Here is a 21,051-nt window from a genome sequence, read left to right as displayed (position 1 = left end):
GTGAAATTTCTTAAAATAGGTATAAGAGGTGAGGACTTGAACTTAAATACGAAACTAATATTAGTCGAGGGGCTACCAGGTTCAGGGAAATCAACGGGTGCTCAGATTGTTTACGATATTCTTAAAGAACAAGGTAAGGATGTTCAATTAGTGTTAGAAGGAGACGTGGATCATCCAGCTGACTATGAAGGTGTTGCTATCTTCACGCCGGAGGAATGGGAGGCGTTGTGTGGTCAACATGAGAGTCATCAAATGCTGATCAATCGAACGGCATTTTATGAAGAGGGTAATTATTTCTTATCCTATGGAAAGATGCAACAGGATGATCAATCTCGACTACCCCAATCGCTGTATGACGATATTTTTAAACAGGACATTTATGAAATATCTTTTGAACGGAATATGGAGCTTATTGCGGCTAAATGGAAGAGGTTCGCAGAGGCAGCGACAGTCCAAAAGAAAATATATGTATTTGAATGTTGTTTCATCCAGAACCCTGTTACGATGAGTATGGTCAAACATAACCGAAGTGAAGCGGAATCGATTCATTATGTTCGGCAATTGGAGGATGCGATTGGTTTGCTGAATCCGATGTTAATTTATTTGGACCAGAAGGAATACGATATCACATTCAAGAAAGCAGTGGAAGAACGACCAAAGGAATGGTCTAGTGGATTCGTGGATTATTATACGCTCCAAGGATACGGACAAGCCCGTGGCTATGCTGGAATGGACGGGACGCTACAAGTACTTCACGCTAGAAAACAATTGGAACAGAGAATTATGAATGAGCTATCTCTTTCACGGACAACGATTGATAACTCACATTATGATCGTGAACAACTGAGACAAGAGCTTCTACAAACACTATTAGGTCATTGAGTGTTCTTAGGAACGAGCTCATAAAGGAGAATACAAAGTGATATATGTTGCATTTGTAGTTGCCATCATAATGTTAGGTGCAGCTAGTGTGTTAGCATGGAAGAATTCGCAGATTATTGCAGAGAAGCGAACAAGTAATGGACCGGCTGCTACTTCATTACAATATACGGTTCATATGACAAACCAATGGCAAGATAAGGATGGAGAAACACTTGTTGCGTTGTTTCACACCTCTTATATGGTTGGGGAGCAAGATATGCACGCCTATCTTTGTCGGGTAATGGGCGTGCGTGGTGAACTTAAACTTAATGAGGCTGAGAATGTACTGCTTCATAACATTAGAAACGCTAAACAGAAAGGTAAGTTATTATCTGGTGTAGCTATTCATGAATCAGCGATTCATGAGGAAGAAATAGAAGTGCTAAATCGTTTAGAAAAGGTGTTAACGAATACTGAAAATGGTTAAATACAACAATTCATCCTGTTCTTTTCCCGTTAGTGTGTTATGGTAGAAAAAATGGACTGATGAAGGGAGATTGAATCATGCATATTCAGAGTTATGATGATCCATCTGATTTCTTAGATCGCGCTGAACCGTTGTTAATGGAGAATGAAGTGCTTAATAATCTTCCACTGGGTATTGCATACCGATTAGTCCAATCAATTAAGCATACGGCTAAAGATGCTCATCACGAGGGTCCGTTACCATTTATGGCAATTGTAAGCGATGAAGAGCAAGATATACTTGTTCTACTGAAGACCACTGCCCATCTCATTGTTTATATTAGCGACAAGGTGCAAAGCGATGATATGCGATCTAATGCTATCACTGTAGCAATCGATCATATCCTTCATCAAGAAGTCATTCAAGTTCCCAGTATTATTGCATTTCATGAGACAGCTCATTTGTTTGCAGATAAATGGAAAGAAGCAACGGGGAAATCCTATGTGGTTCAGATGGACCAACGGATTTATGCCTGCACGAAAGTGAAAGATGTGAAGTTGAGTCCAGGTATTTTTAGAGCTGCTGAATTACGTGATATTCCCATGCTAGGTCAGTGGGTTTATGATTTTTCTAAAGAAGCTTTAGAAGAAATAACCCTTAAACAGGCGCTTGAGATGGCCAAACGTGGGACGGAACAATCTGCTATCTATCTATGGGATGATGTTGAACCAGTATCCATGGCCCAGCAGACAAGACCGACATTACACGGAGCTGTCGTTAATATGGTATACACGCCATTCGAACATCGAAATAAAGGGTATGCGTGTTCCTGCGTGTCAACACTAACGCGAAATATGTTACGTGGCCCCTATGAATTTGCAAGTTTATATACGGATTTGAGTAATCCTATCTCTAACCATATTTATATGAAGGTTGGTTATGAACCTAGATCTGATTCTGTCGTCCTCGTCTTTAATTCTTAAATGTCATAATAACAGATGGCTGAGCATATACGACCCATTCCAATAACGATGTAATCATCATCCTATGGAGTGGGATCCGATAAGTTCAGCCTTTTGTATAAACGAAACATCATTTCTCTATGGGAGTGTGAATCTAATGAATATGAAGAGAATTGCAGCAGAATATGCTGTGCAATACATTGAGGATGGTATGAAAGTGGGTCTAGGGACAGGTTCTACCGCCTATTGGGCGATCCAAAAGATTGGGGAACGTGTAAAGGAAGGTCTATCGATACAGGCAGTAGCGACCTCTAAAGCATCGGAGAGACAGGCTATGGAACTTGGGATACCTATTATTCCTTTTCACGAAATAGATGGTCTGGATCTTACGATTGACGGAGCTGACGAAGTTGATCTAGATTTGCACTTGATAAAAGGTGGAGGGGGGGCACTTCTCAGAGAAAAGATTGTAGCCCATCATAGCAAAAGATTGATTATCGTTGCGGATGAGCGTAAGTTGGTCCATACGTTAGGTCAATTCCCGCTTCCCGTTGAAGTCGTTCCATTTGCTGTGGAGTGGACACTTAACTCACTGCAAAGACTTGGTTGTCGAACCCAGTTACGTACAGATGAAGAACAGCTATTTATCACCGACAATGGGAATTACATTGTGGATTGCAACTTCGCAACGATTGCGGCCCCACTTAAACTTCACAATGAAATTCTCAATATTCCCGGTGTTGTAGATAACGGTCTATTTATTGGACGAGCTGATCTAGCGGTGATTGCTCATTATGATGGCATTGTGGAAGTCTTGAAACGTAAGTAGGGGGTTGAGCGAGTGTGACTATTAGATGGAATAGGCGCCAACGTATCCTTGGAGTTCTGATTATTGTATATAGTGCATGCCTATTGTATTGGATGTTTATTGGTTTTGGTCGTACAAGACACGCTAACGGACCCCTTGTGTATAATATAGTTCCATTCGAAACCATAGGGCTCTTTATTCGAAGTATCCATCAGGCATCTAACGCTGCTTGGATCATTAATCTATTCGGAAATATCGGAGTTTTTGTTCCATTTGGATTAATACTCCCAATTCTTTTTAAAAGGCTGAGATCTTATTGGCGATTAATGGTTTATTTCGTCCTTATCGTAACGGTATTAGAGTTATCTCAGATGTTGCTACGAGTGGGCAGTTGTGATATTGATGACGTAATACTCAATGTCACTGGTGTGTGCATAGGATACGGAATACTTCGACTATTGTTCAAACGGTACATATCTTATGAGTAGATGTGGAATATTACCTCTAACTTGGTAATTAACCATGAAATCTTGTATAGAGGTGACCGGTCTCCGATGAAACGTCGTATCTTTCTTATTTTGGGTTGTCTTTTATTAATTTGTGAAATCGTTCAACCCATAGCAACAGCAGAAGCTAACCCTGATCAACGAGCGTACCACTTTGGTTTTAAGAAAAGTAAAAATGGTCAACTTCCGTCAATAAATGAGGAAGGGTTCAAAAGCATTCTTGAAAAGCATGGAGCCATCTTTCTTGGGGATACGAATCAAAAAGAGATTTTTTTGACCTTCGATAATGGGTATGAGAATGGTTATACAGCGAAAATTCTCGATATCCTAAAAGAAAAAAAAGTTCCTACTATTTTTTTTGTAACAGGACACTATGTAAAGGATAAGCCAGAATTGGTTCAAAGAATGGTCTCAGAGGGCCATATTGTGGGGAATCATTCGTGGAGTCATCCTGATGTGACTCAGATTTCTAACGATCAATTGAAGAGTGAATTGCTGAAGGTAAAGACGGCTGTAGCCGATATAACTAGTCAAAAGGAAATGACTTTTCTCCGCGCTCCTCGAGGGATTTTTAATGAATCAATGCTAGTGGCTAGCCGTACTGAGGGATATACGAATGTATTCTGGTCTGCTGCTTATAAAGATTGGGATCCAGCGACCCAAAAGGGTTCACAGTATGCGTACACGCAAGTCATGAATCAACTTCATCCAGGTGCAGTTATATTGCTGCATTCGGTTTCTAAAGACAATACAGAGGCTATGACACGGATCATAGATGATGCTAGAAAACAGGGATATGAATTCAAGAGTCTGACTCAAATGCAGAAAAAGACATATTAAGTTTGACAATAGGCCTCCGAATGCATTATCTTTAATTAAAGATAATGCATTCGGAGGTTTTGTTAATGGAAGAAAATATGGGAAACTCAAAGAATAATGATGAGCTATCGCTTGATCTATTTATTGTGTTGGCACGTGCCTATAATTCAGTTATGTCGCACTCCATTCGTAGTGTCCAGAGTTTTGGGTTGAATTCCACGGAGTTTGGCGTGTTAGATCTGCTATATCATAAGGGTCCTCAACCTCTACAGAAGATCGGAGAGAAAGTCCTTATTTCAAGTGGAAATATTACGTACGTGGTGGATAAGCTTCAGAATAAAAATTTGCTTGTTAGAATCGCTTCTCCAGACGATCGTCGTGTCATATTCGCTGACCTTACGGTTGAAGGAAGAGCTTTTATTGAAGAGGTCTTTCCTCAACATCAGAATAAAATCGTAGACTCTGTTGGAGGATTAGACATGGAAGAGAAGAAACAAGCGATTGAGCTATTGAAGAAGTTAGGACTTTCAGCTCAATAGTTCCATAGATCACAGTCAATTTCATTTGCATAACGAGGGTAGTTCCTGTATCGTTTTATTTGACGGAATTTCTCATCATAAATAAATGATATATAGGAAGTGAATAACAATGAATGGTCAACTAAGATCAACAATATCTTCAGGACTTGAAGTAGATATCGTACTTAAGCAAGATCAACCTACGGGTAAGTTAACTCGCGGAATCGTCAAGGATATCCTTACCAACTCACCGAAACATCCGCATGGTATTAAAGTTCGTTTAACCAGTGGTCAGGTTGGACGTGTACAACATATTATTCAGAAATAAGCTCCTTATGGAGTGATGAATAGCCAACGAGGAATACATAAAGGCAGCTTAGAACTTGGTAACTACAAGTCCTAAGCTGCCTTTATTGTGGACCCTTGGGATGGATTTATTACATCATCCCGAATCGTTCTAGATGACTCCACAATTGCTCTTGAATTAATATATCACGTTGCTTAGGACCGATAAGGTCGAAATGAGGAAACATCGTGCGATGATGAATATATTTAGGTGGCAATTCGTTTGCGATACACCATTCAGACAGACGTTCTAGATCTGTACAGCCTACCTTGGTAACGGTGTTGATATTAGGAAATCGAGGATCGATCCAGTAATGAGTGAGGTAAGCAATTTCCCCTCGATTTACGGCTGCTTTCCATTGCGATAATTCTTCTCGGTTAATGCCAAATGCCATAGCTGCTATTCATCCCTATCTATAAAGATTGAACTAAAGTTTGCGTTCACAACTTCAATCATTTCTAAAGCGAATCATGAATATGGGGGTTCGTCTTTAGTTCAATCTATCTAGTTATTAGTATTCATTATACATGACATGGCAAAGTCTTCGCTAGGACCAACAAACAGAAGGAAACCTTAGAGGGGAGCATCCTACATGAATTATTTTTTTCAATTAGAGAACATAATGAATCGTGATGAGGTTCGTAAGGACCTGGAGCTCGTTCGGGCACTAAATCTTCCAGACAGTTGTATTGCTGCTGGATATGTGAGAAATCGTGTATGGGATGTACTTCATGGCTATGATCATGAGACACCACTTAATGATATTGATGTAATCTATTAGAATCTTCCGATATTTCTGAAGAGAGGGATATGCTTCTTACCAAATTGTTGAATACAGCGGATAAGAAAGATTACTGGTCAGTAAAGAATCAAGCTCGAATGCATCTACGCAATCATGTGGAACCATATAATTCAACCAATGATGCCATGAGCTGCTGGCCAGAGACAGCAACGGCAGTGGGTGTATATCTAGATAAGTTAGATCATATGCGTATTATCGCCCCGTATGGGCTGGATGATTTATTTCAGTTGAAGGTAAGGCAATCCTCACGTAATGAGGATACAACCTATTTCATGAAAAGGGTGGCAGATAAGGAGTGGCTAACACGCTGGCCGAATCTTACCTTGGTTGAAATGATGATTCACACCAAGTGATATGATCATGTCCCCTCTGCGTGTTAATTCAGTCTTATAGGGTGAATCCAAGTTGATATTATCCATCAAACCCTTTAAAGTAACGTAGTAGAGTTATTAACTTGAACAAAATTGCTGGAGGTATACATAAACATGTTAGTTAACGTAAAATCATATATTCGCAAACCGGAAGTGACAGAGCTATTGTCCTACGCTGTTTTTCCAGATGATAAATCTTTGGATGGGGCTATTAAGCATTATGAAGAGACGGAGTCTTGGAAGTTGTACGGCTTTGAGGATGAGAAATTGTTGGTAGGCTTAATTGGTTTTGAGATCGACGAAGAGAGAGTTCTTACGGTTAATCATTTGGCTATTTTGCCGGAAAATCGACTTAAGGGCTATGGACGCGGAATATTCTTTGAGTTGCTTGAAGCGCAAAAGCCATCTCGAATAATCACGGAGACGGATGAAGATGCGGTAGACTTTTATCGTAATATCGGATTCGTTGTTGTCAGTCTGGGTGAAATCTATCCAGGTGTTGAGCGATTCCAGTGTATATACGAAGTAGAGGACGAAGAAGAATAGAGTAACTTTATTATATGTGACAAAGAGCCTGATGGAGATTTTTCCATCAGGTTTTTCTTATTGGTATGGTGTATTCACACAGAACTGGATATTTATAACAATAATATGGATGAGGTACAATTCACCTTAAAGTAGCAGTGTTAAGGAGGATATTTGTATGAAAGAACTTAGGGAAGGATTTATTAATCATGGCAAATAACGTGGAACAACTCAAAAAAGGATTTCTTGATTCCGTTCCTATCGTCATAGGCTATATCCCAGCATCTATCACATTCGGACTTGTGGGTAAAGCTCTTTCCTTAGGGAATTGGGAAGTGTTTATGTTATCTGCGTTAGTGTATGCAGGAGCAAGTCAGTTCATAGGTGCTAAATTGTTAGCGGCGGGAACCGCAGCACCGATTATTCTACTTCTCACTGTGATAATAAATTTAAGATATTTTGTTATAAGCATGTCATTTTCTCAAAGGTTGAATCGTGACACTTGGACCATCTTTAAAGGACTTATTGGATTCGGGTTAACAGAAGAGGTATTTGCGGTAAGTATGATGTCTGAAAAGCATCGTAGGCAAGTTGGAAGCCACACTATTCCTTACTTACTAGGGTTAGCGTTCCCACCTTATGCTGTTACATTAATAGCAACGTATGCTGGAATACTGCTTGCAGGTTATATTCCAATTAGCATTCTGCCGGCACTTAATACTTCGTTATATGTCTTACTGATCGCGCTGATAATTCCTCAATTACGGGGAAGTAAACGGAACATAGCTATCAGTATCTCAGCAGCGGTCTCCTCGTGGTTGTTAGATCCATATTTAGGAACATCTACGGTATTGGTAGCCATGGTAATCGGGGCATTCGTTGGTAACTGTATACAAGATGAGAAGAATAGGAGTGAAGTCGTATGACGCTATTATTGATCCTGGGAATGGGTATTATCACATTCCTATTTCGATTTACGCCTCTGCTAATTACGAAAAAGTCAGATCCAAGACAGAAAGGAAGCAGGTTGCTGGATAATCTCCCCTTGGCTGTACTTAGTGCATTAATCATTCCTGGCATATTTCAGGTGGATGCTGAGACACCAATCGTAGGGTTTGTTGCGTGAATAGTAGCTGTGTTACTGGTACTTGTAAAGAAGGTGCCTTTATTTGGGGTAATTGTTGTTTCTGTTGTGGGGGCTATTTGTGTTAAGTTAATTTACTTATTTTAGAATAAAATGTAAAATTAAAATGGTGATCAGAATGGAATTGGTAATCAAATTGAAGGATCATGGAGGTTTTCAATGAGTAAATCAATGGAATGGTTATTAAAGATTGTTGCATTCATTTCTTTTGGTCTTTTACTTGTGCTTCTTGCCATTGATTTAAATGTTAGGACATTTGAAATGACGTTATGTGCCATCGTCTCATTGAGTTCCGTTTTACTGATCAAGAACAAGAGGCGTAGTTGAATTCTGTAATAAAAGGGAGCCAATCTAATCTTGGGTTAGGAGAAATGTTCAATGAATCAAGAGAATCTAACTATACAACGAGAAGAAATAGATCGTATTGATCGGAAAATTGTAGCACTGCTTGCTGAAAGAACTCAAGTCGTGAAGAATATCATGGTCTTGAAAACAAATGAAGATTCCGTACGCTCCATTGATCGAGTCCAACAGGTAATGGATAAGGTGGCAAAACTTGCAGAGGAGAATGGTCTAGAACCGCAGATTGCAGTATCTACTTACGAGACACTTATTACTGTCCTAACGGATATGCAGCTAGAGTATCTACATCTTCGACAACAATCAGATGAGTCTTTAGTGTGAGATGTTCACATACATGCTCGGAACTTCTAAAAGTGTGAGATTGGAACTTTACAACAAGCCTCCGGTTACCCAGAAATCGGAGGCTTTCGTCATTCTAAATAGGGAAATAGTATGGATGTGAAAGGATGAAATTTGATTGACACACGAGCTGCTAATCAGAATAGATAAAAGGCTTGGTACATCCTTCACAAGGCAAATTTACGAGCAAATTCTACAATCCATTACTAATGGATGCGTACGAGCCGGTGATCCAATACCATCGACAAGGCTAATGGCAGAGCAAATTCAAGTTTCCCGGAGTGTCATTCTTCAAGCCTATGAACAGCTTCAAGCCGAAGGATACTTGGAGATGAGAAGGGGTGCGGGGACATTTATTGCTGCTAACGCAGCGGGAATGGACACAGACATTCCTTATCATGAAGCAAATATAGACTATGAAGTGATAGCAAATGTTCCGAATTTTAAAGCGGTTGAGAACAATCCGTTATCTAGCCACGCTGCAATTCTCTATGATTTCCGACATGGTGTTCCAGCCTGGGATGCATTTCCGATGGATCGTTGGCAGCGTTCGTTAACTGAAGCATGTCGGAGGGCGACGCCTGAGATGCTTACTTATGGCCCAGCAGAAGGTTCACTAGCACTAAGGGAAGAGATTGCACGATTGGTGCGTTCTACAAGGTCTATTCCAGCTTTACCTGAACAAATTGTCATTACGTCGGGGGCTACCCAAGCATTAGATATCCTTGCCCGGTTATGTCTAAAGGATGGGGAACAGATCATTGTCGAGGATCCTACACATAATGTATTACGTGAAATCTTCAGATTCTCAGGCGGCGAAGTAATTCCTGTGCGTGTAGACGAAGAAGGAATATGTGTTCATGAGATTAATCAGAGTATTGCAATTCACAGTAAAGAGGCTGATAGTCCCCCGAAACTTATCTATGTTACACCATCCCATCAGTTTCCAATGGGTGTGACGATGTCATTTAACCGGAGAATAGATCTCTTAGATTGGGCAAGACGGACAGGGGCATTCATTATTGAAGATGACTACGATAGTGAGTACCGATATGTGGGTCCCAAAGTATCTGCACTCGCAGGGCTTGATTCAAGTAGTCGGGTTATATATGTAGGAAGCTTCAGTAAAATTCTGTTTCCTTCTTTACGTATTGGTTATGCTATCCTTCCCTCCGCTTTAATAAAACCATTTCTAGCGATCAAATGGATTACTGATCGAATGAGCCCAACCCTGGAACAAGAAGCACTTGCGGATTTCATACAATCCGGACAATATGCCAAACATGTGAGTCAAATGAGTAAGTTATATGCCTCTCGTAGAGCTTGTTTAGTGGATGCGTTAGATCAAGAATTTGGGGATCGGGTTCACTATTTTGGAGATGAGGCTGGATTGCACTTATTAATTGAACTAGATACCACGGCTACCGAAGAGTTAATTGCCAAGAAAGCATTGCAATATGGAACCCAAATATATCCGGCAACGGATTATTACATAGATTCACAACCGAGCAAAGCTACCTTTCTATTAGGCTATGCTAATTTGTCAGAGAGTCAGATAAGAACGGGGATTAAGCTGGTAGCTCGCGCTGAACAGGAATGTTAGGGGAGTAGCGGTTATTAGTAGTAGCTAAAGGGGTGATGTGGTGAAAGATTTACGCAAAATAATGAATGATTTAACGGAAATTGAAGCGAAATCTTTATTATATTATTTCTTTCTTAATATAGAGCGGTTAGACAATGGAGAATACTCAAAGGAACAGTTCGTTCATGACACAATGAAGGAGTATCAAGAATTAATAGAGGGATATACGAAAAAAATGAATGATGATTTCGGTGATCAATTGAGCCACGTCCATGTTATGTTTGGCGATTCTTCAGCGGGCGGGCTGAAATTTGCGCTTAAGCAGATGGGATTACGTTCACTGCATCATGTGATGGTTCTACGTGATAATTACGCTGTTGGTCCAATGCAACAGTTGAACACACCAGATGGGCGTAATTGTAGACGCGAATGGTTTCGAGATCGGATGAATCTACATGACGCTGATGACAATTTCATGTACGATGAATATTTTATTAACAAAGTTGTTGCTGAAATAGTGAGAATCCCAGAGCATATCCCCATCACGATTTGGACTGGAAATAATGCATTAGAACAAATTGGTGTACGTTATGCTCTGAATCTCTTTCGTAACAAATCTAACCCGATATATGTGATTAATACTGCAGTGGATAGCCATACGTTATTTGATACCCCTGAGTTGACTATTGATTATAGACATACGGGAGAAATTAATCCTGAGAAGCTCGGGCAGATTATGAAACATAATGAGTGCAAAGCTGCAATTACAAGGACGCAGAGAGAGGCATTTGAGCAGGAATGGTTAAATCTCTCTGGGGAGTCTTCTGTCCTTCGGATCTGGGAACAGCAAGAAGTTATTCATGTTAATGAAGATTACTATGACCAGTACATTATAGAAACTGTGAGTAAACTTCATAGCAACTTTGGGAATCACGAGTTCATTAAATCAGCAAGAGTGATTGGAGAGGTCATTGGAAATCTAGAACAACTCTTGACGGATTCATTCTTTGAGCATCGGCTTCGGCAGCTTATCTATAGCGGGATTCTTGAGATTAAGGGAGTTCCTAAAGCGATGAGATATTATTGTGTTCGATTAAAGATTTGAATGGAGAGGAAATGATTATGACGGATATGATTATAAAAAAATATTTAAGATGTACTCACTATTTTAGATGACGTATTTGATGACCCAACAGAATATTGAATTCAGTGTATCAAGAACGACCTGATTATATGTCATTTCTGAATGATCATCCTGATGAGAATCTCGTGTCTTATTTCGATCGAAATTTATTTGATTCAGGTAAAGTATTAGAGCTAGGTTATGGTGAAGGGTGTAATGATTTCAATACATTGATCTAATCCAACGAGCTTTAAAACCAAAAGGATATTTAGGATTAATTTGTTTCGCTTCTGGATTTGGTGATGTAGGCGGACCATTAGAATTAACAGATTATGAAGTTTATCGTAAGAGGAATATTGTAGGTGGCATGGCATACAGTGAGGAGAAGTTGAGAAGTATTTTAAGTGCTCACTTTGAATTAATTGAGATTCGGTACATGAAAGAACAGGAACAAGATAATGAACTTTTCGGACAATCATTTTTATGGGCAAGTTTATGGAGAAAGAAATGACCATCATAGGACCAGCATTGGAGGAGATTGTTAATGAATAATTTTGGTGGACCGCCAGGATCAGGATTCTTTGGTTTTATTAGCGAATTGCCTTTGTTTTTTATATTATTTGGAGGGCTATTAATAACGTTAGTAATAGGGGCATTCTCTTATGCGATTATTAAAGGATTAAAGACTTGGAGTTCAAATAATGCCGCTGAGATGATGGTACAGAGATGTAAGGTAGTCGATAAAAGAACGGAAGTCTCGGGAGGATCAGGAGATTCAAGCGCAAGTACGAATTATTTTATAACTTTTGAATTTGAAGATAGCACGCGCAAAGAAATGCATGTCAGAGGTAACTATTACGGGTTAACGACGGTTGGAGATCAAGGTGAACTTTCCTATCAAGGAACTCGATTTAAAGAATTTATAAGACAACCGAGTCACTGAGGTGATTGATCATGAGGTAATCGAATAATAGAAAGGAGGAAATCGAATGACAATTAATTTTCATGACGAAAATAATAAATTTACATACACCACTAGAATTGCGGATAGAGATTGGAATGACCTCATAAAGAAATATATTCACGGTGATCAATTCACCGCCCTTGATCTGGGTTGTGGAGGGGGGATTTATTCGAAAGTGTTATCTGAACTGGGCGCAAGTAACGTCATTGCTATGGATTTTTCAAGATCGAATCTTGAAGGGGCTATGGCGAATTGTAATGATTTTTATAATATTTCTTATGAACAAGGAAATGCTTTGGACACTGGACTAACTAATGCATCTGTTGACTTAATCCTAGAGCGTGCACTAATTCATCATATTACTGAAATTGATTTATGCTTTGAAGAAGCAGCAAGAATTCTAAAACCAGGCGGAGTCTTATTTGTCCAAGATCGAACACCTGAAGATTGCCTATTACCCGGTAGTGAAACACATATCAGAGGGCACTTTTTTGAGAAATATCCTCGTTTGATTGAAAAAGAAACGCGTAGAAGATTCTCAAGTGATGAAGTTATTAATGCACTGACCAGAAATGAATTTGAAATGGTAGAGGAAGTTCAATTCTCGGAAGCTAGAAAAACATATCAAGAGTTCAGTGAGTTAGAAGAAGACCTTAGGGGGAGAACGGGAAGATCTATTCTTCACGAATTGAATGACGAAGAAGTTGAGGAATTAATACAATTCATTCGCACTAAATTGGATGAGAATATTAAAGTGATTCAGGAGAGGGATAGATGGACAATCTGGATTGCAAGAAAGGTGTAGACACATGATTATAAGAAACATTGAAGTCAATGACGCTGAAGAGTTCCTTAAATTTACTAAGCTATTAGATGAAGAGACTAAGTTCATGTTATATGAACCCAATGAAAGAGCTGTAACGGTAGGGGAACAAACTCAAAGCTTTATGAGAATCAAGAAAGCTAAAGACACCATATTTTTCATTGCGATCGAAGGTGAGCGAATTATTGGTTTCGTAGCGGGTATGGGCTCAAGCATTAAACGTATTAACCACTCCCTATCTATTGCTATTGGAATTCTTGCTGATTATCAGGGTAAAGGAATTGGAACTAAGCTATTAAATCGCGTTGAGACATGGGCGAGGGAACACAACAAACAACGGTTAGAATTAACTGTAATGGTACATAACGAACTTGCGGTGAAGTTATATACAAAACAAGGGTTTATCATTGAAGGAACTAAGAAACACTCGATAAAAATCGATAATACACTTATTGATGAATATTACATGGCAAAGCTTTTATAAATGAAGATCTAAACTATGTTAATACAAAAAGGATGCTAGACTCTGAAAAGAAGTCCGGCATCCTTTTCCAATATAATTTTAATCTCCCGCTGCATCTTTAACTACAGGTGAAAGCTTCACTCCAGCCCCCATCTTTCTTCTCCGATCACTCATCAGTGCAAACAAAATGCCAGGGAGCAACAAATAACTAGCAAAGATAAAGGTAGTGCTATACGCCTTGGACAATGATTGTTTGATTTCATTGTTTACTTGTGGCATGAGTCTTTCTGCTTCCTGAATCTGATCCTTAACAGATGCAACAAATGCTGATTTCTGTTCTAAGGATAGCTTCGCCGCGGTTACTTCCGCTTGTGCAGAGATGATGACGGCAATATTCTCCGTACCGGACCTTCCACTGGAACCTGATGGCTCCTTATTCCCAGAAGCATTTATTGTTGTCTTAAGTAAATCCTTTACAAATGGCGCAAACTTTGCATTCTGTTCTACAGTTTGAATAGCATGAATGCGAGCTGACTCCAGCTGATTCGTGATATTCTGCTGTAGCACTGTCACAATAATAGCCACACCAAGCACACTGCCAAGGGCCTTGGTCATATTAATGACGCCCGATGATATGCCAACCTTATCTTCGGGTACATTACGGATCGCTGATGACATCACTGGCGCCATTGTAAAGCCTACGCCGATTCCGGCCGCCCCAAGTCGCAATAACACTTCCATCACTGTGGAATGGATATCCAATCCGCTGAGTGAGTAAGTAGAAATGATGATGAGCGTAACGCCTATTGCACCGAATAGGCGGCTTCCATATTTATTCGATAATGGTCCAGACACCGCAGAGGATACAATAGATCCGACGGCGAGGATGGACAGAATCAACCCAGCCTTAAGCTCGGTCATGCCCATGACTTTAGTGAGAAAGAAGGACGTCAGGATTGCTATATTTGATAACGCCGCGCCCACGACTAGCAAGGTCAGTGCTGCTCCGTCAAAAGCTTTAATTCTAAGAAGTGATAAAGGGAGCATAGGTGCCTTCCCTTTCCACTGCGTAAGCAAGAAGAATAGTAGAAATAACAGTCCTGACGTGAATAGGATGAAGATGAAGCTCGAGTCCCATCCGAAATCCTTCACTTTTATAAGAGCATACGTTATGAAGAACATGGCGCCTGTTATACCAAACATTCCTGCATAGTCGATCATTTTGCCTGCGGACTCATCCTTGGATTCCTTAATGAAGAATATCGTGAGTATAAGACTGAGTAGACCGAGCGGGACGTTTACAAAAAAGATCCACTGCCAGTTTAGCTTCTCTGTGATTATTCCACCGAGTGAAGGACCACATGCTGCTGCAAGGCCAGCGATAGCTCCCCAGATACCAATGATTGCTCCATGCATTTCTTTGGGGAATGTCGTGGTTGTTAAAGGAATCGTGATCGGGACAATGATAGCTCCCGCCAACCCTTGGAGGACTCTCAGAGCAATAAGTGTTCCCAGATTCGTCGAGAATCCAGCGAATAGTGACGCTAACGTGAACAGTATAATTCCGATGAGGAAAACTTTTTTTCGTCCAAATTGATCAGCCAATCGTGAGGCAATCAATATGAACACAGCGAAAGCTAAATTATAGCTGTTCATAACCCATGAAATTTGCGATACTGTGCCTCCGAAATGACGAGTCATTTCAGGTAATGCAATGTTAATGATCGTCGTATCCAGTAAAGCCATGAAATATCCCAGCACAATGGCCGTGAAAGAAAAAGCCCTCTTCATCCCAGCACTCAATCGTCACCACTCCTTCACATTAAAGATGAACTCTAGTTCATCTTTTCTGATTATATGAACTTCAGTTCATGTTTGTCAATGATAATATGAACCATGGTTCAGTTTCGGTTGACATTGGAAACTTCCACCCCTACAATCGATATAAAAGGGGAAGTGACAATGAAAGAGATGGAAGATAAAATAAGGACTCCCCAACAAGAACGGAGTATCAAAACTAAAGAAGCCATTGTAGAGGCTGCAATGAAGCTCTTTTCCGATAAAGGCTTTCACCGCACAAATACGAAACAAATTGCTGCGCTTGCCGGTGTATCGACAGGTAGTTTTTATTCCTATTACATAGATAAAAGAGCTGTCTTCATTGATGTTCTCAAAATTTACAACAACGCATTGTTGGAACGAGTGGAAGCCTCACTTGTAGAAGTGCAACTTCATAGTCATGACAAACAAGCGGCAATTACCTATTTGATTGACAGTCTTATAGCTTCACATGGGGTATATTCTCAATTTCATAAAGAGCTTGCGGTCATGTATGAAGCGGATGAGGAAATTAAATTGCTCATGGATGAGCAACATGACCTAGGTCGTCGTAAAACATTGAATTATTTGCAGATGGGAAAAGAGGAGTTAAAGGTTAAGGATCTGGAGGCAGCATCCATTGTTGTTTATGATGCGATGCAAAGCATTGTAGATACGGTTGTATTTTCTACTCGAAGCGTCTCAGCTGATCGTCTGAAAACTGAACTTACCCGCATGATCACAGGCTACTTATTCAACTGACCCAATCATGCCTACCAACATACCTGTTATTCGGCTAGTGGCGGGTACAAACAAGAGACTATCGATAAGATCGATAGTCTCTTGTCTATTATTTTCTAACAATTGTACAAGATAAGCAGGGCATTCTCCCGTAGCAGAGGTGATCCAACATTCATAAACTATGGTATCTAGATAGTTCGAATAGAGATGTTTAGGAGGTTGAATGATGTGGCATTCCAATACACCGCGATTGGAGATTCATTGACAGTTGGTTTTGGGGCTTTGCCGGGAAACGGATTTGTCCCAGTATACAGAAGGTTAGCAGAGCGTCATCTAAGAACTTTTGTCGCGTATGATAATTTAGGGGTGAATGGATTAACTTCGCAAGGATTGTATGATTATATAAGCAGAAATCCCTCGTTCAGACAATTAGTGAGTCAAGCCGATATCATAACGATTTCCATTGGGGGTAACGATCTGATACGGGCGGCAAAGTCATCAGCAGGTAATCTATCTGGGCGTGACTTTCATGAAGCACTCTCTAATTGTAAAACCAATTTCTCTCGAATACTCAAAATAATTTACGAGTTGAAGAAGAATTCCAAACGACCCTACATCATCCGGGCGGTGGGATTATATAACCCCTTTCCTCAATTAGAAGGGGCATCCTATTATGTTCAACAATACAATCAGTATTTAGGAAGCTATACGAACGGTACATTTGCGGTTGCTAATATCTATGCTTCTTTCAAGGGTCGAGAGAGAGCATTACTCTCACTCGACCACTTTCACCCGAATGGATATGGTTACAGCATTATTGCAGAACAATTAAATCGGTTAGGATATGGCTCTTTAGTGTAAATGTGTTAACTCATTTTTCGAAAAACGCTCCGAACGGCCCATTTCCGTTCTTGGCGTTTTTTGTATTTAGGAAGAGAACGGTAAATATCAATTGATTCACGGAACGCATCGTTAGCTTCTTGCTTACGGCCCATTTCTTTATACATCATTCCTAATAGATAGGATGCTTCGCTTGAAGAAGAATGAATATCCTGGAATGCTCTAACATATTTTTCTGCCTTTTGTTGATCTGAGTGTTGATATATTCCGGCTAACCGAAGGTAAGGTTGGCCATATTTCACACGTGGATTAATGGCGAGTGCTTTAAGGATGTATTCTTCACCCTTTTGGACGTGACCTAGTCTTAGATTGACGGTACCAAGATCATCCCAGTATTCTGCTGAATGATCGAATTGTACTTGTATGGAATCAAGGAGTTTAAGTGCCTCTTGGAACTTCTTACGTTCGATGAGGAGACGAGCAAGCTCATGTTTGGAAGTGACATCATTAGGATTCATTAGAATCTCTCTACGTAGTGTGGAGATTCGCTTCATTCTTTTGTAAGGTTTTGTTAGGCTAGGAAATACACCTACATAACGGCGATCAAGTAGATAGACGATGACCAGAATAATGAGAATAGCAAGGAATGGATTCCCTACTAACCTCCATAAAAACATGAAACCAATAAATTTCAGCATATTTTCCTCCTTATTTTTCATGAAGACCGTTCATTAATAATTTTCCTTACGGCTACGATAAGGCATTTCGTACACTTAAAATATACTTTGATTGGTCAAGTGGATCGACGCCACGTCTTGGACGATCTACATGTACATCGGGTGGACATGCCTGATATCCAGCATAGGAAGAAGACATAACCCCTCGTCCGCCAGTCATTGAGCGTAACTTTATTGGATATTCAAGAGAAGTAGCTACGGGCAGAATGCCTTCCACCATAATTCTTCCATGGATAATAGAAGGGGGTTCAAACTCAGCTCTCATTTGAACGAGATCACTTAGCACTTTACCCCCATATTCTTCTGGTGTAGTTATTCTGAATTTCAGCAAAGGTTCAAGAAGGGTTGTTTCACTATTAGCAAGTCCATCCATAATCCCCATAGGAGTCGCCACTACGAAATCAAGTGGATGTGTATGCCATACGTGATGTTCCCCTTCGGTTAATGTTACTTTGAGATCAGTCACTTCCCATCCATGAAGTCCTTGGAGGAGGGCTTCGGGAACACGGCGAGCCACTTCATTCTGGTATCGTATAAGAAGATCGTCGGATCGGACTTCCGACTGATATACCAGTCCGCTTCCTCGTGGAAGAGGATCAATCTGGAAACGAAGTACGGCCCAGCAAGGCTTAGGCATGGTATATGCAATGAATCCTTCTGCGGATTTTGTTGGCGTTTCCTTGTAGATGACGGATGGCTGGTCGAATGTTACCTCAAGAGCGAAGCGACTCATAAGCAAGCTCGATAAAATCTCTAGTTGGATCGCTCCCATGACTTTAAGGTGTAGCTCACGCTCATCTTGAAGCCATTGTAAATCGAGTTGTGGATCTTCATCTGTTAACTCTTGTAGTGCTTCTACTAAGTCGGAATAGCGATGCTCATCTTGGACATGTACTTGTACGGTAAGTAAAGGAATGGCGATTTCGGGGGATGAAGGTACACCCACAGTACTTCCTAGAACATCGCCAATTTTACTTTGACTTAATCCATAGACAGCAGCGATATCTCCTGAGAATACCTGTCCTAAATCTACGAACTTTCTTCCCTCAAGCTTTCGGATTTGTGTGATTTTCTCATGGATATCTCTTGTAACGTTATGGATTAGGTCTCTGTTTCTTAAGTATCCATTAAATAGTCTCACATAAGCAGTGCGTCCCATGGCTTTATCACGTTCAATTTTGAAAATGATGCCTGATAGAGGAGCTTCTACATCACCCATTGGGGACGGTAGATACGTGGTAATGGCATCCATGAGCTCAGCCACACCAATATCCCTTTGGGAAGAACCAAAACATAGGGGGAATAAGTGCCCACTTTTCGTAAGGGATTGGAATCGATTCTGAAGTTCTTCTATGGGTATATGCTCACCTTCGATATAGCGTAACATGAGCTCATCATCATGGTCTGCGACCGATGTTATGACTGTGGATAAGTCTAATTCGCTATTCTGATCGTCTTGCAGTGTGTTCCAAATAGGTAGTATTCCTGTGAAATCTTCCCCCGCACCTTGTGGAACTTGGAGTGGGACTGTCGATGGGGAGAGAAGGCGTCTAATTTGCTCTAATACATCAGGTACGGATACTCCGACTCGATCCATTTTATTCACATATATAATGGTGGGTATGCTAAGGGAGCGGAGCGCATGCCATATGGTCTCTGTCTGTGATTGGACGCCTTCAGCAGCAGATACGATTAATATAGCTCCATCCATGACTCTTATTGAACGTTCTACTTCTGACAGAAAATCCACATGCCCAGGAGTATCTACCAGATTAATATAGATGTCTCTCCAGATAATAGACGTGGTGGCAGCACGAACTGAAATTCCCCGTTGTCGTTCAATGTCAAGATTATCTGTTTGGGCAGTTCCATCATCTACACTTCCCAAGCTCCGAATCGTGCCGCTCTTAAATAACATATGTTCCGTTGTAGTCGTTTTTCCTGCATCTACGTGTGCAAAAACTCCGACGTTTCTCATCGATTGACTTACCATGTGTACAACCCCGTTGATTACAAATTTTAGTTGATTCTATTATATCACAGGGATGTATTGCTAAATATAAGAATTAGTGTTGAAAAGAATAGTTATTAGACTATCGACTGGGACAACTTCCCATATTAGAATGTATGTGATGAAGTAAATGGGGTATGTAGAAGGAGTGTGTGTATATCTGATGGAACCATTGGAAGTCGTCGTTCATGCAAATGCAACGCTAGGTGAAGGCCCAAGTTTTGATGCAGAGAGTAACAGATTGTTGTGGGTGGATATTGAACTGCATCTATTACATATCTATTATCTTGATTCGGGGGAAGATGTTACCTATGAAATAGGGCAATCCATTGGTGCTGTTGTTCCTTTTCGTGAAGATGAGGTTATCGTTGTATTATATGAAGGATTTCATAAATATCAATTGTCCACAGGAACTTTAACGTTCATCGCTAATCCAGAACAACATCTTCCAAACAATCGATTTAATGATGGTAAATGCGATCCATTTGGGCGATTGTGGGCAGGAACCATGAGCCTCGAAGGTGAAGTGAACTGCGGGTCACTTTATTGTCTAGATCATGATTTATCTGTTCGTAAGGTTGTGGATGATGTTTCTATATCAAATGGACTAGGATGGAGCGTCGATGGTAGTACAATGTACTTTATTGATACGCCGTCTCGACAAGTAGATGCATTTGATTATGATCGGGTTACGGGAACGATAAGTAACCGTCGAATGGCTTTTAAGATGCCAGATGATGCAGGTTATCCGGATGGAATGACAGTAGACGCGGAAGGTATGCTTTGGATTGCGGAGTGGAATGGGGGAAGGGTAGCACGCTGGAATCCAGACACAGGTCAGTTGTTAGATCAAATAGTGGTACCCTCTGGTCATGTGACATCTTGTGTATTTGGTGGTAGAGAATTGGAAGATCTCTACATCACAACAGCCTGTACGGGAATGAAATATGAGCTTTTGGAAGCACATCCATTGTCTGGGAATCTTTTTCGTGTCAAGACAGGAGTGAAGGGTCAAGCAACAATTCCTTTTACTCTCGGGTGAAATCATCATTTTTGGAGAAGAATGTGAAAATGCTTTCATAAAATACCTCTTGTGTCCGATAAATACCTTGAGGTGAT

General features: G+C 40.4%; 26 protein-coding genes and 1 pseudogene. 23 read left to right on the top strand and 4 right to left on the bottom strand.

Features of this window, described 5'->3' with window-relative positions; genetic code table 11:
• The first annotated feature begins 36 nt into the window (after window positions 1-36).
• From BW961_RS13890 to BW961_RS13855, 8 genes are all read left to right on the top strand, one after another.
• On the top strand, window positions 37-882 hold the full coding sequence (locus BW961_RS13890; RefSeq protein WP_068580536.1) for a P-loop NTPase family protein: 846 nt from the start codon (window positions 37-39) through the stop codon (window positions 880-882).
• A gap of 37 nt (window positions 883-919) precedes the next feature.
• Window positions 920-1,348: a hypothetical protein gene (locus tag BW961_RS13885; protein ID WP_068580534.1), complete on the top strand. Its 429-nt coding sequence runs from the start codon at window positions 920-922 to the stop codon at window positions 1,346-1,348.
• A 77-nt stretch (window positions 1,349-1,425) separates the two neighbouring features.
• Window positions 1,426-2,310, top strand: coding sequence for a GNAT family N-acetyltransferase (locus BW961_RS13880; protein WP_068580531.1), 885 nt, complete (start codon window positions 1,426-1,428; stop codon window positions 2,308-2,310).
• A gap of 136 nt (window positions 2,311-2,446) precedes the next feature.
• Window positions 2,447-3,118, top strand: a complete 672-nt coding sequence (gene rpiA / locus BW961_RS13875) for a ribose-5-phosphate isomerase RpiA (RefSeq protein WP_068580529.1) — start codon at window positions 2,447-2,449, stop codon at window positions 3,116-3,118.
• A 14-nt stretch (window positions 3,119-3,132) separates the two neighbouring features.
• Window positions 3,133-3,585 carry a VanZ family protein gene (locus tag BW961_RS13870; RefSeq protein ID WP_244555954.1) on the top strand — a complete coding sequence of 151 codons (453 nt, stop codon included), beginning with the start codon at window positions 3,133-3,135 and terminating at the stop codon, window positions 3,583-3,585.
• A 66-nt stretch (window positions 3,586-3,651) separates the two neighbouring features.
• A complete protein-coding gene (gene pdaA / locus BW961_RS13865) occupies window positions 3,652-4,443 on the top strand; it encodes a delta-lactam-biosynthetic de-N-acetylase (protein WP_068580527.1) in 792 nt (263 codons plus the stop codon).
• Between the two features lie 77 nt (window positions 4,444-4,520).
• The gene (locus tag BW961_RS13860) at window positions 4,521-4,961 is read left to right on the top strand and encodes a MarR family winged helix-turn-helix transcriptional regulator (RefSeq protein WP_068580597.1); all 441 of its coding nucleotides are present in this window, start codon (window positions 4,521-4,523) and stop codon (window positions 4,959-4,961) included.
• A 109-nt stretch (window positions 4,962-5,070) separates the two neighbouring features.
• Window positions 5,071-5,268: a YwbE family protein gene (locus BW961_RS13855; protein WP_068580525.1), complete on the top strand. Its 198-nt coding sequence runs from the start codon at window positions 5,071-5,073 to the stop codon at window positions 5,266-5,268.
• A gap of 109 nt (window positions 5,269-5,377) precedes the next feature.
• Here BW961_RS13855 and BW961_RS13850 read toward each other — a convergent pair whose 3' ends face one another.
• Window positions 5,378-5,680, bottom strand: a complete 303-nt coding sequence (locus BW961_RS13850; RefSeq protein ID WP_068580524.1) for a hypothetical protein — start codon at window positions 5,678-5,680, stop codon at window positions 5,378-5,380.
• A gap of 198 nt (window positions 5,681-5,878) precedes the next feature.
• On the opposite strand from BW961_RS13850, the pseudogene BW961_RS31920 reads away from it, so the two are divergent.
• The 12 genes and pseudogenes from BW961_RS31920 (at window position 5,879) to BW961_RS13800 (ending at window position 13,806) form a co-directional block, all read left to right on the top strand.
• Window positions 5,879-6,441, top strand: a pseudogene (locus BW961_RS31920) (nucleotidyltransferase family protein).
• A 132-nt stretch (window positions 6,442-6,573) separates the two neighbouring features.
• A complete protein-coding gene (locus BW961_RS13840; protein ID WP_068580521.1) occupies window positions 6,574-7,005 on the top strand; it encodes a GNAT family N-acetyltransferase in 432 nt (143 codons plus the stop codon).
• A gap of 188 nt (window positions 7,006-7,193) precedes the next feature.
• Window positions 7,194-7,910, top strand: a complete 717-nt coding sequence (locus BW961_RS13835; RefSeq protein ID WP_068580519.1) for an AzlC family ABC transporter permease — start codon at window positions 7,194-7,196, stop codon at window positions 7,908-7,910.
• Window positions 7,907-8,110, top strand: a complete 204-nt coding sequence (locus tag BW961_RS13830; protein ID WP_068580517.1) for an AzlD domain-containing protein — start codon at window positions 7,907-7,909, stop codon at window positions 8,108-8,110. Before BW961_RS13835 ends, BW961_RS13830 begins: the two co-directional genes overlap by 4 nt.
• A gap of 177 nt (window positions 8,111-8,287) precedes the next feature.
• Window positions 8,288-8,455: a hypothetical protein gene (locus tag BW961_RS30535; RefSeq protein ID WP_156510095.1), complete on the top strand. Its 168-nt coding sequence runs from the start codon at window positions 8,288-8,290 to the stop codon at window positions 8,453-8,455.
• Window positions 8,456-8,506: 51 nt separating this feature from the next.
• Window positions 8,507-8,812, top strand: a complete 306-nt coding sequence (locus BW961_RS13825; protein ID WP_068580515.1) for a chorismate mutase — start codon at window positions 8,507-8,509, stop codon at window positions 8,810-8,812.
• A 136-nt stretch (window positions 8,813-8,948) separates the two neighbouring features.
• Window positions 8,949-10,433 (top strand): MocR-like pyridoxine biosynthesis transcription factor PdxR, encoded by a 1,485-nt coding sequence (pdxR, locus tag BW961_RS13820; RefSeq protein WP_068580514.1) that lies wholly within the window; start codon window positions 8,949-8,951, stop codon window positions 10,431-10,433.
• A 40-nt stretch (window positions 10,434-10,473) separates the two neighbouring features.
• A complete protein-coding gene (locus tag BW961_RS13815) occupies window positions 10,474-11,517 on the top strand; it encodes a DUF1835 domain-containing protein (RefSeq protein ID WP_068580512.1) in 1,044 nt (347 codons plus the stop codon).
• A gap of 104 nt (window positions 11,518-11,621) precedes the next feature.
• Window positions 11,622-11,774, top strand: coding sequence for a hypothetical protein (locus tag BW961_RS30530; RefSeq protein WP_156510094.1), 153 nt, complete (start codon window positions 11,622-11,624; stop codon window positions 11,772-11,774).
• A 305-nt stretch (window positions 11,775-12,079) separates the two neighbouring features.
• Window positions 12,080-12,478, top strand: a complete 399-nt coding sequence (locus tag BW961_RS13810; RefSeq protein WP_068580510.1) for a DUF2500 domain-containing protein — start codon at window positions 12,080-12,082, stop codon at window positions 12,476-12,478.
• Window positions 12,479-12,524: 46 nt separating this feature from the next.
• Complete coding sequence (locus BW961_RS13805; protein WP_068580508.1) at window positions 12,525-13,304, top strand: class I SAM-dependent methyltransferase; 780 nt, start codon at window positions 12,525-12,527, stop codon at window positions 13,302-13,304.
• 7 nt (window positions 13,305-13,311) lie between these two features.
• Window positions 13,312-13,806, top strand: coding sequence for a GNAT family N-acetyltransferase (locus BW961_RS13800; RefSeq protein WP_068580595.1), 495 nt, complete (start codon window positions 13,312-13,314; stop codon window positions 13,804-13,806).
• 78 nt (window positions 13,807-13,884) lie between these two features.
• On the opposite strand, the gene BW961_RS13795 is transcribed toward BW961_RS13800, so the two are convergent.
• Window positions 13,885-15,588 carry an MFS transporter gene (locus BW961_RS13795; protein WP_082867328.1) on the bottom strand — a complete coding sequence of 568 codons (1,704 nt, stop codon included), beginning with the start codon at window positions 15,586-15,588 and terminating at the stop codon, window positions 13,885-13,887.
• A 159-nt stretch (window positions 15,589-15,747) separates the two neighbouring features.
• On the opposite strand from BW961_RS13795, the gene BW961_RS13790 reads away from it, so the two are divergent.
• Both BW961_RS13790 and BW961_RS13785 read left to right on the top strand, forming a co-directional pair.
• The gene (locus BW961_RS13790; protein ID WP_068580507.1) at window positions 15,748-16,365 is read left to right on the top strand and encodes a TetR/AcrR family transcriptional regulator; all 618 of its coding nucleotides are present in this window, start codon (window positions 15,748-15,750) and stop codon (window positions 16,363-16,365) included.
• A 207-nt stretch (window positions 16,366-16,572) separates the two neighbouring features.
• Complete coding sequence (locus BW961_RS13785) at window positions 16,573-17,205, top strand: SGNH/GDSL hydrolase family protein (protein ID WP_082867327.1); 633 nt, start codon at window positions 16,573-16,575, stop codon at window positions 17,203-17,205.
• Between the two features lie 5 nt (window positions 17,206-17,210).
• Here the strand turns inward: BW961_RS13785 and BW961_RS13780 are convergent, their stop codons facing one another.
• Together BW961_RS13780 and BW961_RS13775 are read right to left on the bottom strand one after the other, a co-directional pair.
• Complete coding sequence (locus tag BW961_RS13780; protein WP_068580503.1) at window positions 17,211-17,882, bottom strand: tetratricopeptide repeat protein; 672 nt, start codon at window positions 17,880-17,882, stop codon at window positions 17,211-17,213.
• Between the two features lie 52 nt (window positions 17,883-17,934).
• Window positions 17,935-19,914 carry an elongation factor G gene (locus tag BW961_RS13775; protein WP_068580501.1) on the bottom strand — a complete coding sequence of 660 codons (1,980 nt, stop codon included), beginning with the start codon at window positions 19,912-19,914 and terminating at the stop codon, window positions 17,935-17,937.
• Between the two features lie 181 nt (window positions 19,915-20,095).
• Here BW961_RS13775 and BW961_RS13770 point away from each other — a divergent pair, with 181 nt between their 5' ends.
• Window positions 20,096-20,974, top strand: a complete 879-nt coding sequence (locus tag BW961_RS13770) for an SMP-30/gluconolactonase/LRE family protein (protein ID WP_068580499.1) — start codon at window positions 20,096-20,098, stop codon at window positions 20,972-20,974.
• Window positions 20,975-21,051 lie beyond the last annotated feature (77 nt).

This window comes from Paenibacillus macquariensis, from assembly GCF_900156375.1.
GTDB lineage: Bacteria > Bacillota > Bacilli > Paenibacillales > Paenibacillaceae > Paenibacillus_AQ > Paenibacillus_AQ macquariensis.
The sequence above is the reverse complement of the archived record's forward strand: the minus strand, read 5'-3'. Positions and strand labels throughout refer to the sequence as shown.

What these genes read in the sequence shown, in the direction of transcription:
- BW961_RS13860 (WP_068580597.1), top strand. Translation starts at nt 4,521, where the DNA reads ATGGGAAACTCAAAGAATAATGATGAGCTATCGCTTGATCTATTTATT.
- BW961_RS13840 (WP_068580521.1), top strand. Translation starts at nt 6,574, where the DNA reads ATGTTAGTTAACGTAAAATCATATATTCGCAAACCGGAAGTGACAGAG.
- BW961_RS13830 (WP_068580517.1), top strand. Translation starts at nt 7,907, where the DNA reads ATGACGCTATTATTGATCCTGGGAATGGGTATTATCACATTCCTATTT.
- BW961_RS13805 (WP_068580508.1), top strand. Translation starts at nt 12,525, where the DNA reads ATGACAATTAATTTTCATGACGAAAATAATAAATTTACATACACCACT.
- pdaA (WP_068580527.1), top strand. Translation starts at nt 3,652, where the DNA reads ATGAAACGTCGTATCTTTCTTATTTTGGGTTGTCTTTTATTAATTTGT.
- BW961_RS13855 (WP_068580525.1), top strand. Translation starts at nt 5,071, where the DNA reads ATGAATGGTCAACTAAGATCAACAATATCTTCAGGACTTGAAGTAGAT.
- BW961_RS13880 (WP_068580531.1), top strand. Translation starts at nt 1,426, where the DNA reads ATGCATATTCAGAGTTATGATGATCCATCTGATTTCTTAGATCGCGCT.
- BW961_RS13850 (WP_068580524.1), bottom strand. Translation starts at nt 5,680, where the DNA reads ATGGCATTTGGCATTAACCGAGAAGAATTATCGCAATGGAAAGCAGCC.
- BW961_RS13775 (WP_068580501.1), bottom strand. Translation starts at nt 19,914, where the DNA reads ATGGTAAGTCAATCGATGAGAAACGTCGGAGTTTTTGCACACGTAGAT.
- BW961_RS13770 (WP_068580499.1), top strand. Translation starts at nt 20,096, where the DNA reads ATGGAACCATTGGAAGTCGTCGTTCATGCAAATGCAACGCTAGGTGAA.
- BW961_RS13790 (WP_068580507.1), top strand. Translation starts at nt 15,748, where the DNA reads ATGAAAGAGATGGAAGATAAAATAAGGACTCCCCAACAAGAACGGAGT.
- rpiA (WP_068580529.1), top strand. Translation starts at nt 2,447, where the DNA reads ATGAATATGAAGAGAATTGCAGCAGAATATGCTGTGCAATACATTGAG.
- BW961_RS13835 (WP_068580519.1), top strand. Translation starts at nt 7,194, where the DNA reads ATGGCAAATAACGTGGAACAACTCAAAAAAGGATTTCTTGATTCCGTT.
- BW961_RS13810 (WP_068580510.1), top strand. Translation starts at nt 12,080, where the DNA reads ATGAATAATTTTGGTGGACCGCCAGGATCAGGATTCTTTGGTTTTATT.
- BW961_RS30535 (WP_156510095.1), top strand. Translation starts at nt 8,288, where the DNA reads ATGAGTAAATCAATGGAATGGTTATTAAAGATTGTTGCATTCATTTCT.
- BW961_RS13780 (WP_068580503.1), bottom strand. Translation starts at nt 17,882, where the DNA reads ATGCTGAAATTTATTGGTTTCATGTTTTTATGGAGGTTAGTAGGGAAT.
- BW961_RS13825 (WP_068580515.1), top strand. Translation starts at nt 8,507, where the DNA reads ATGAATCAAGAGAATCTAACTATACAACGAGAAGAAATAGATCGTATT.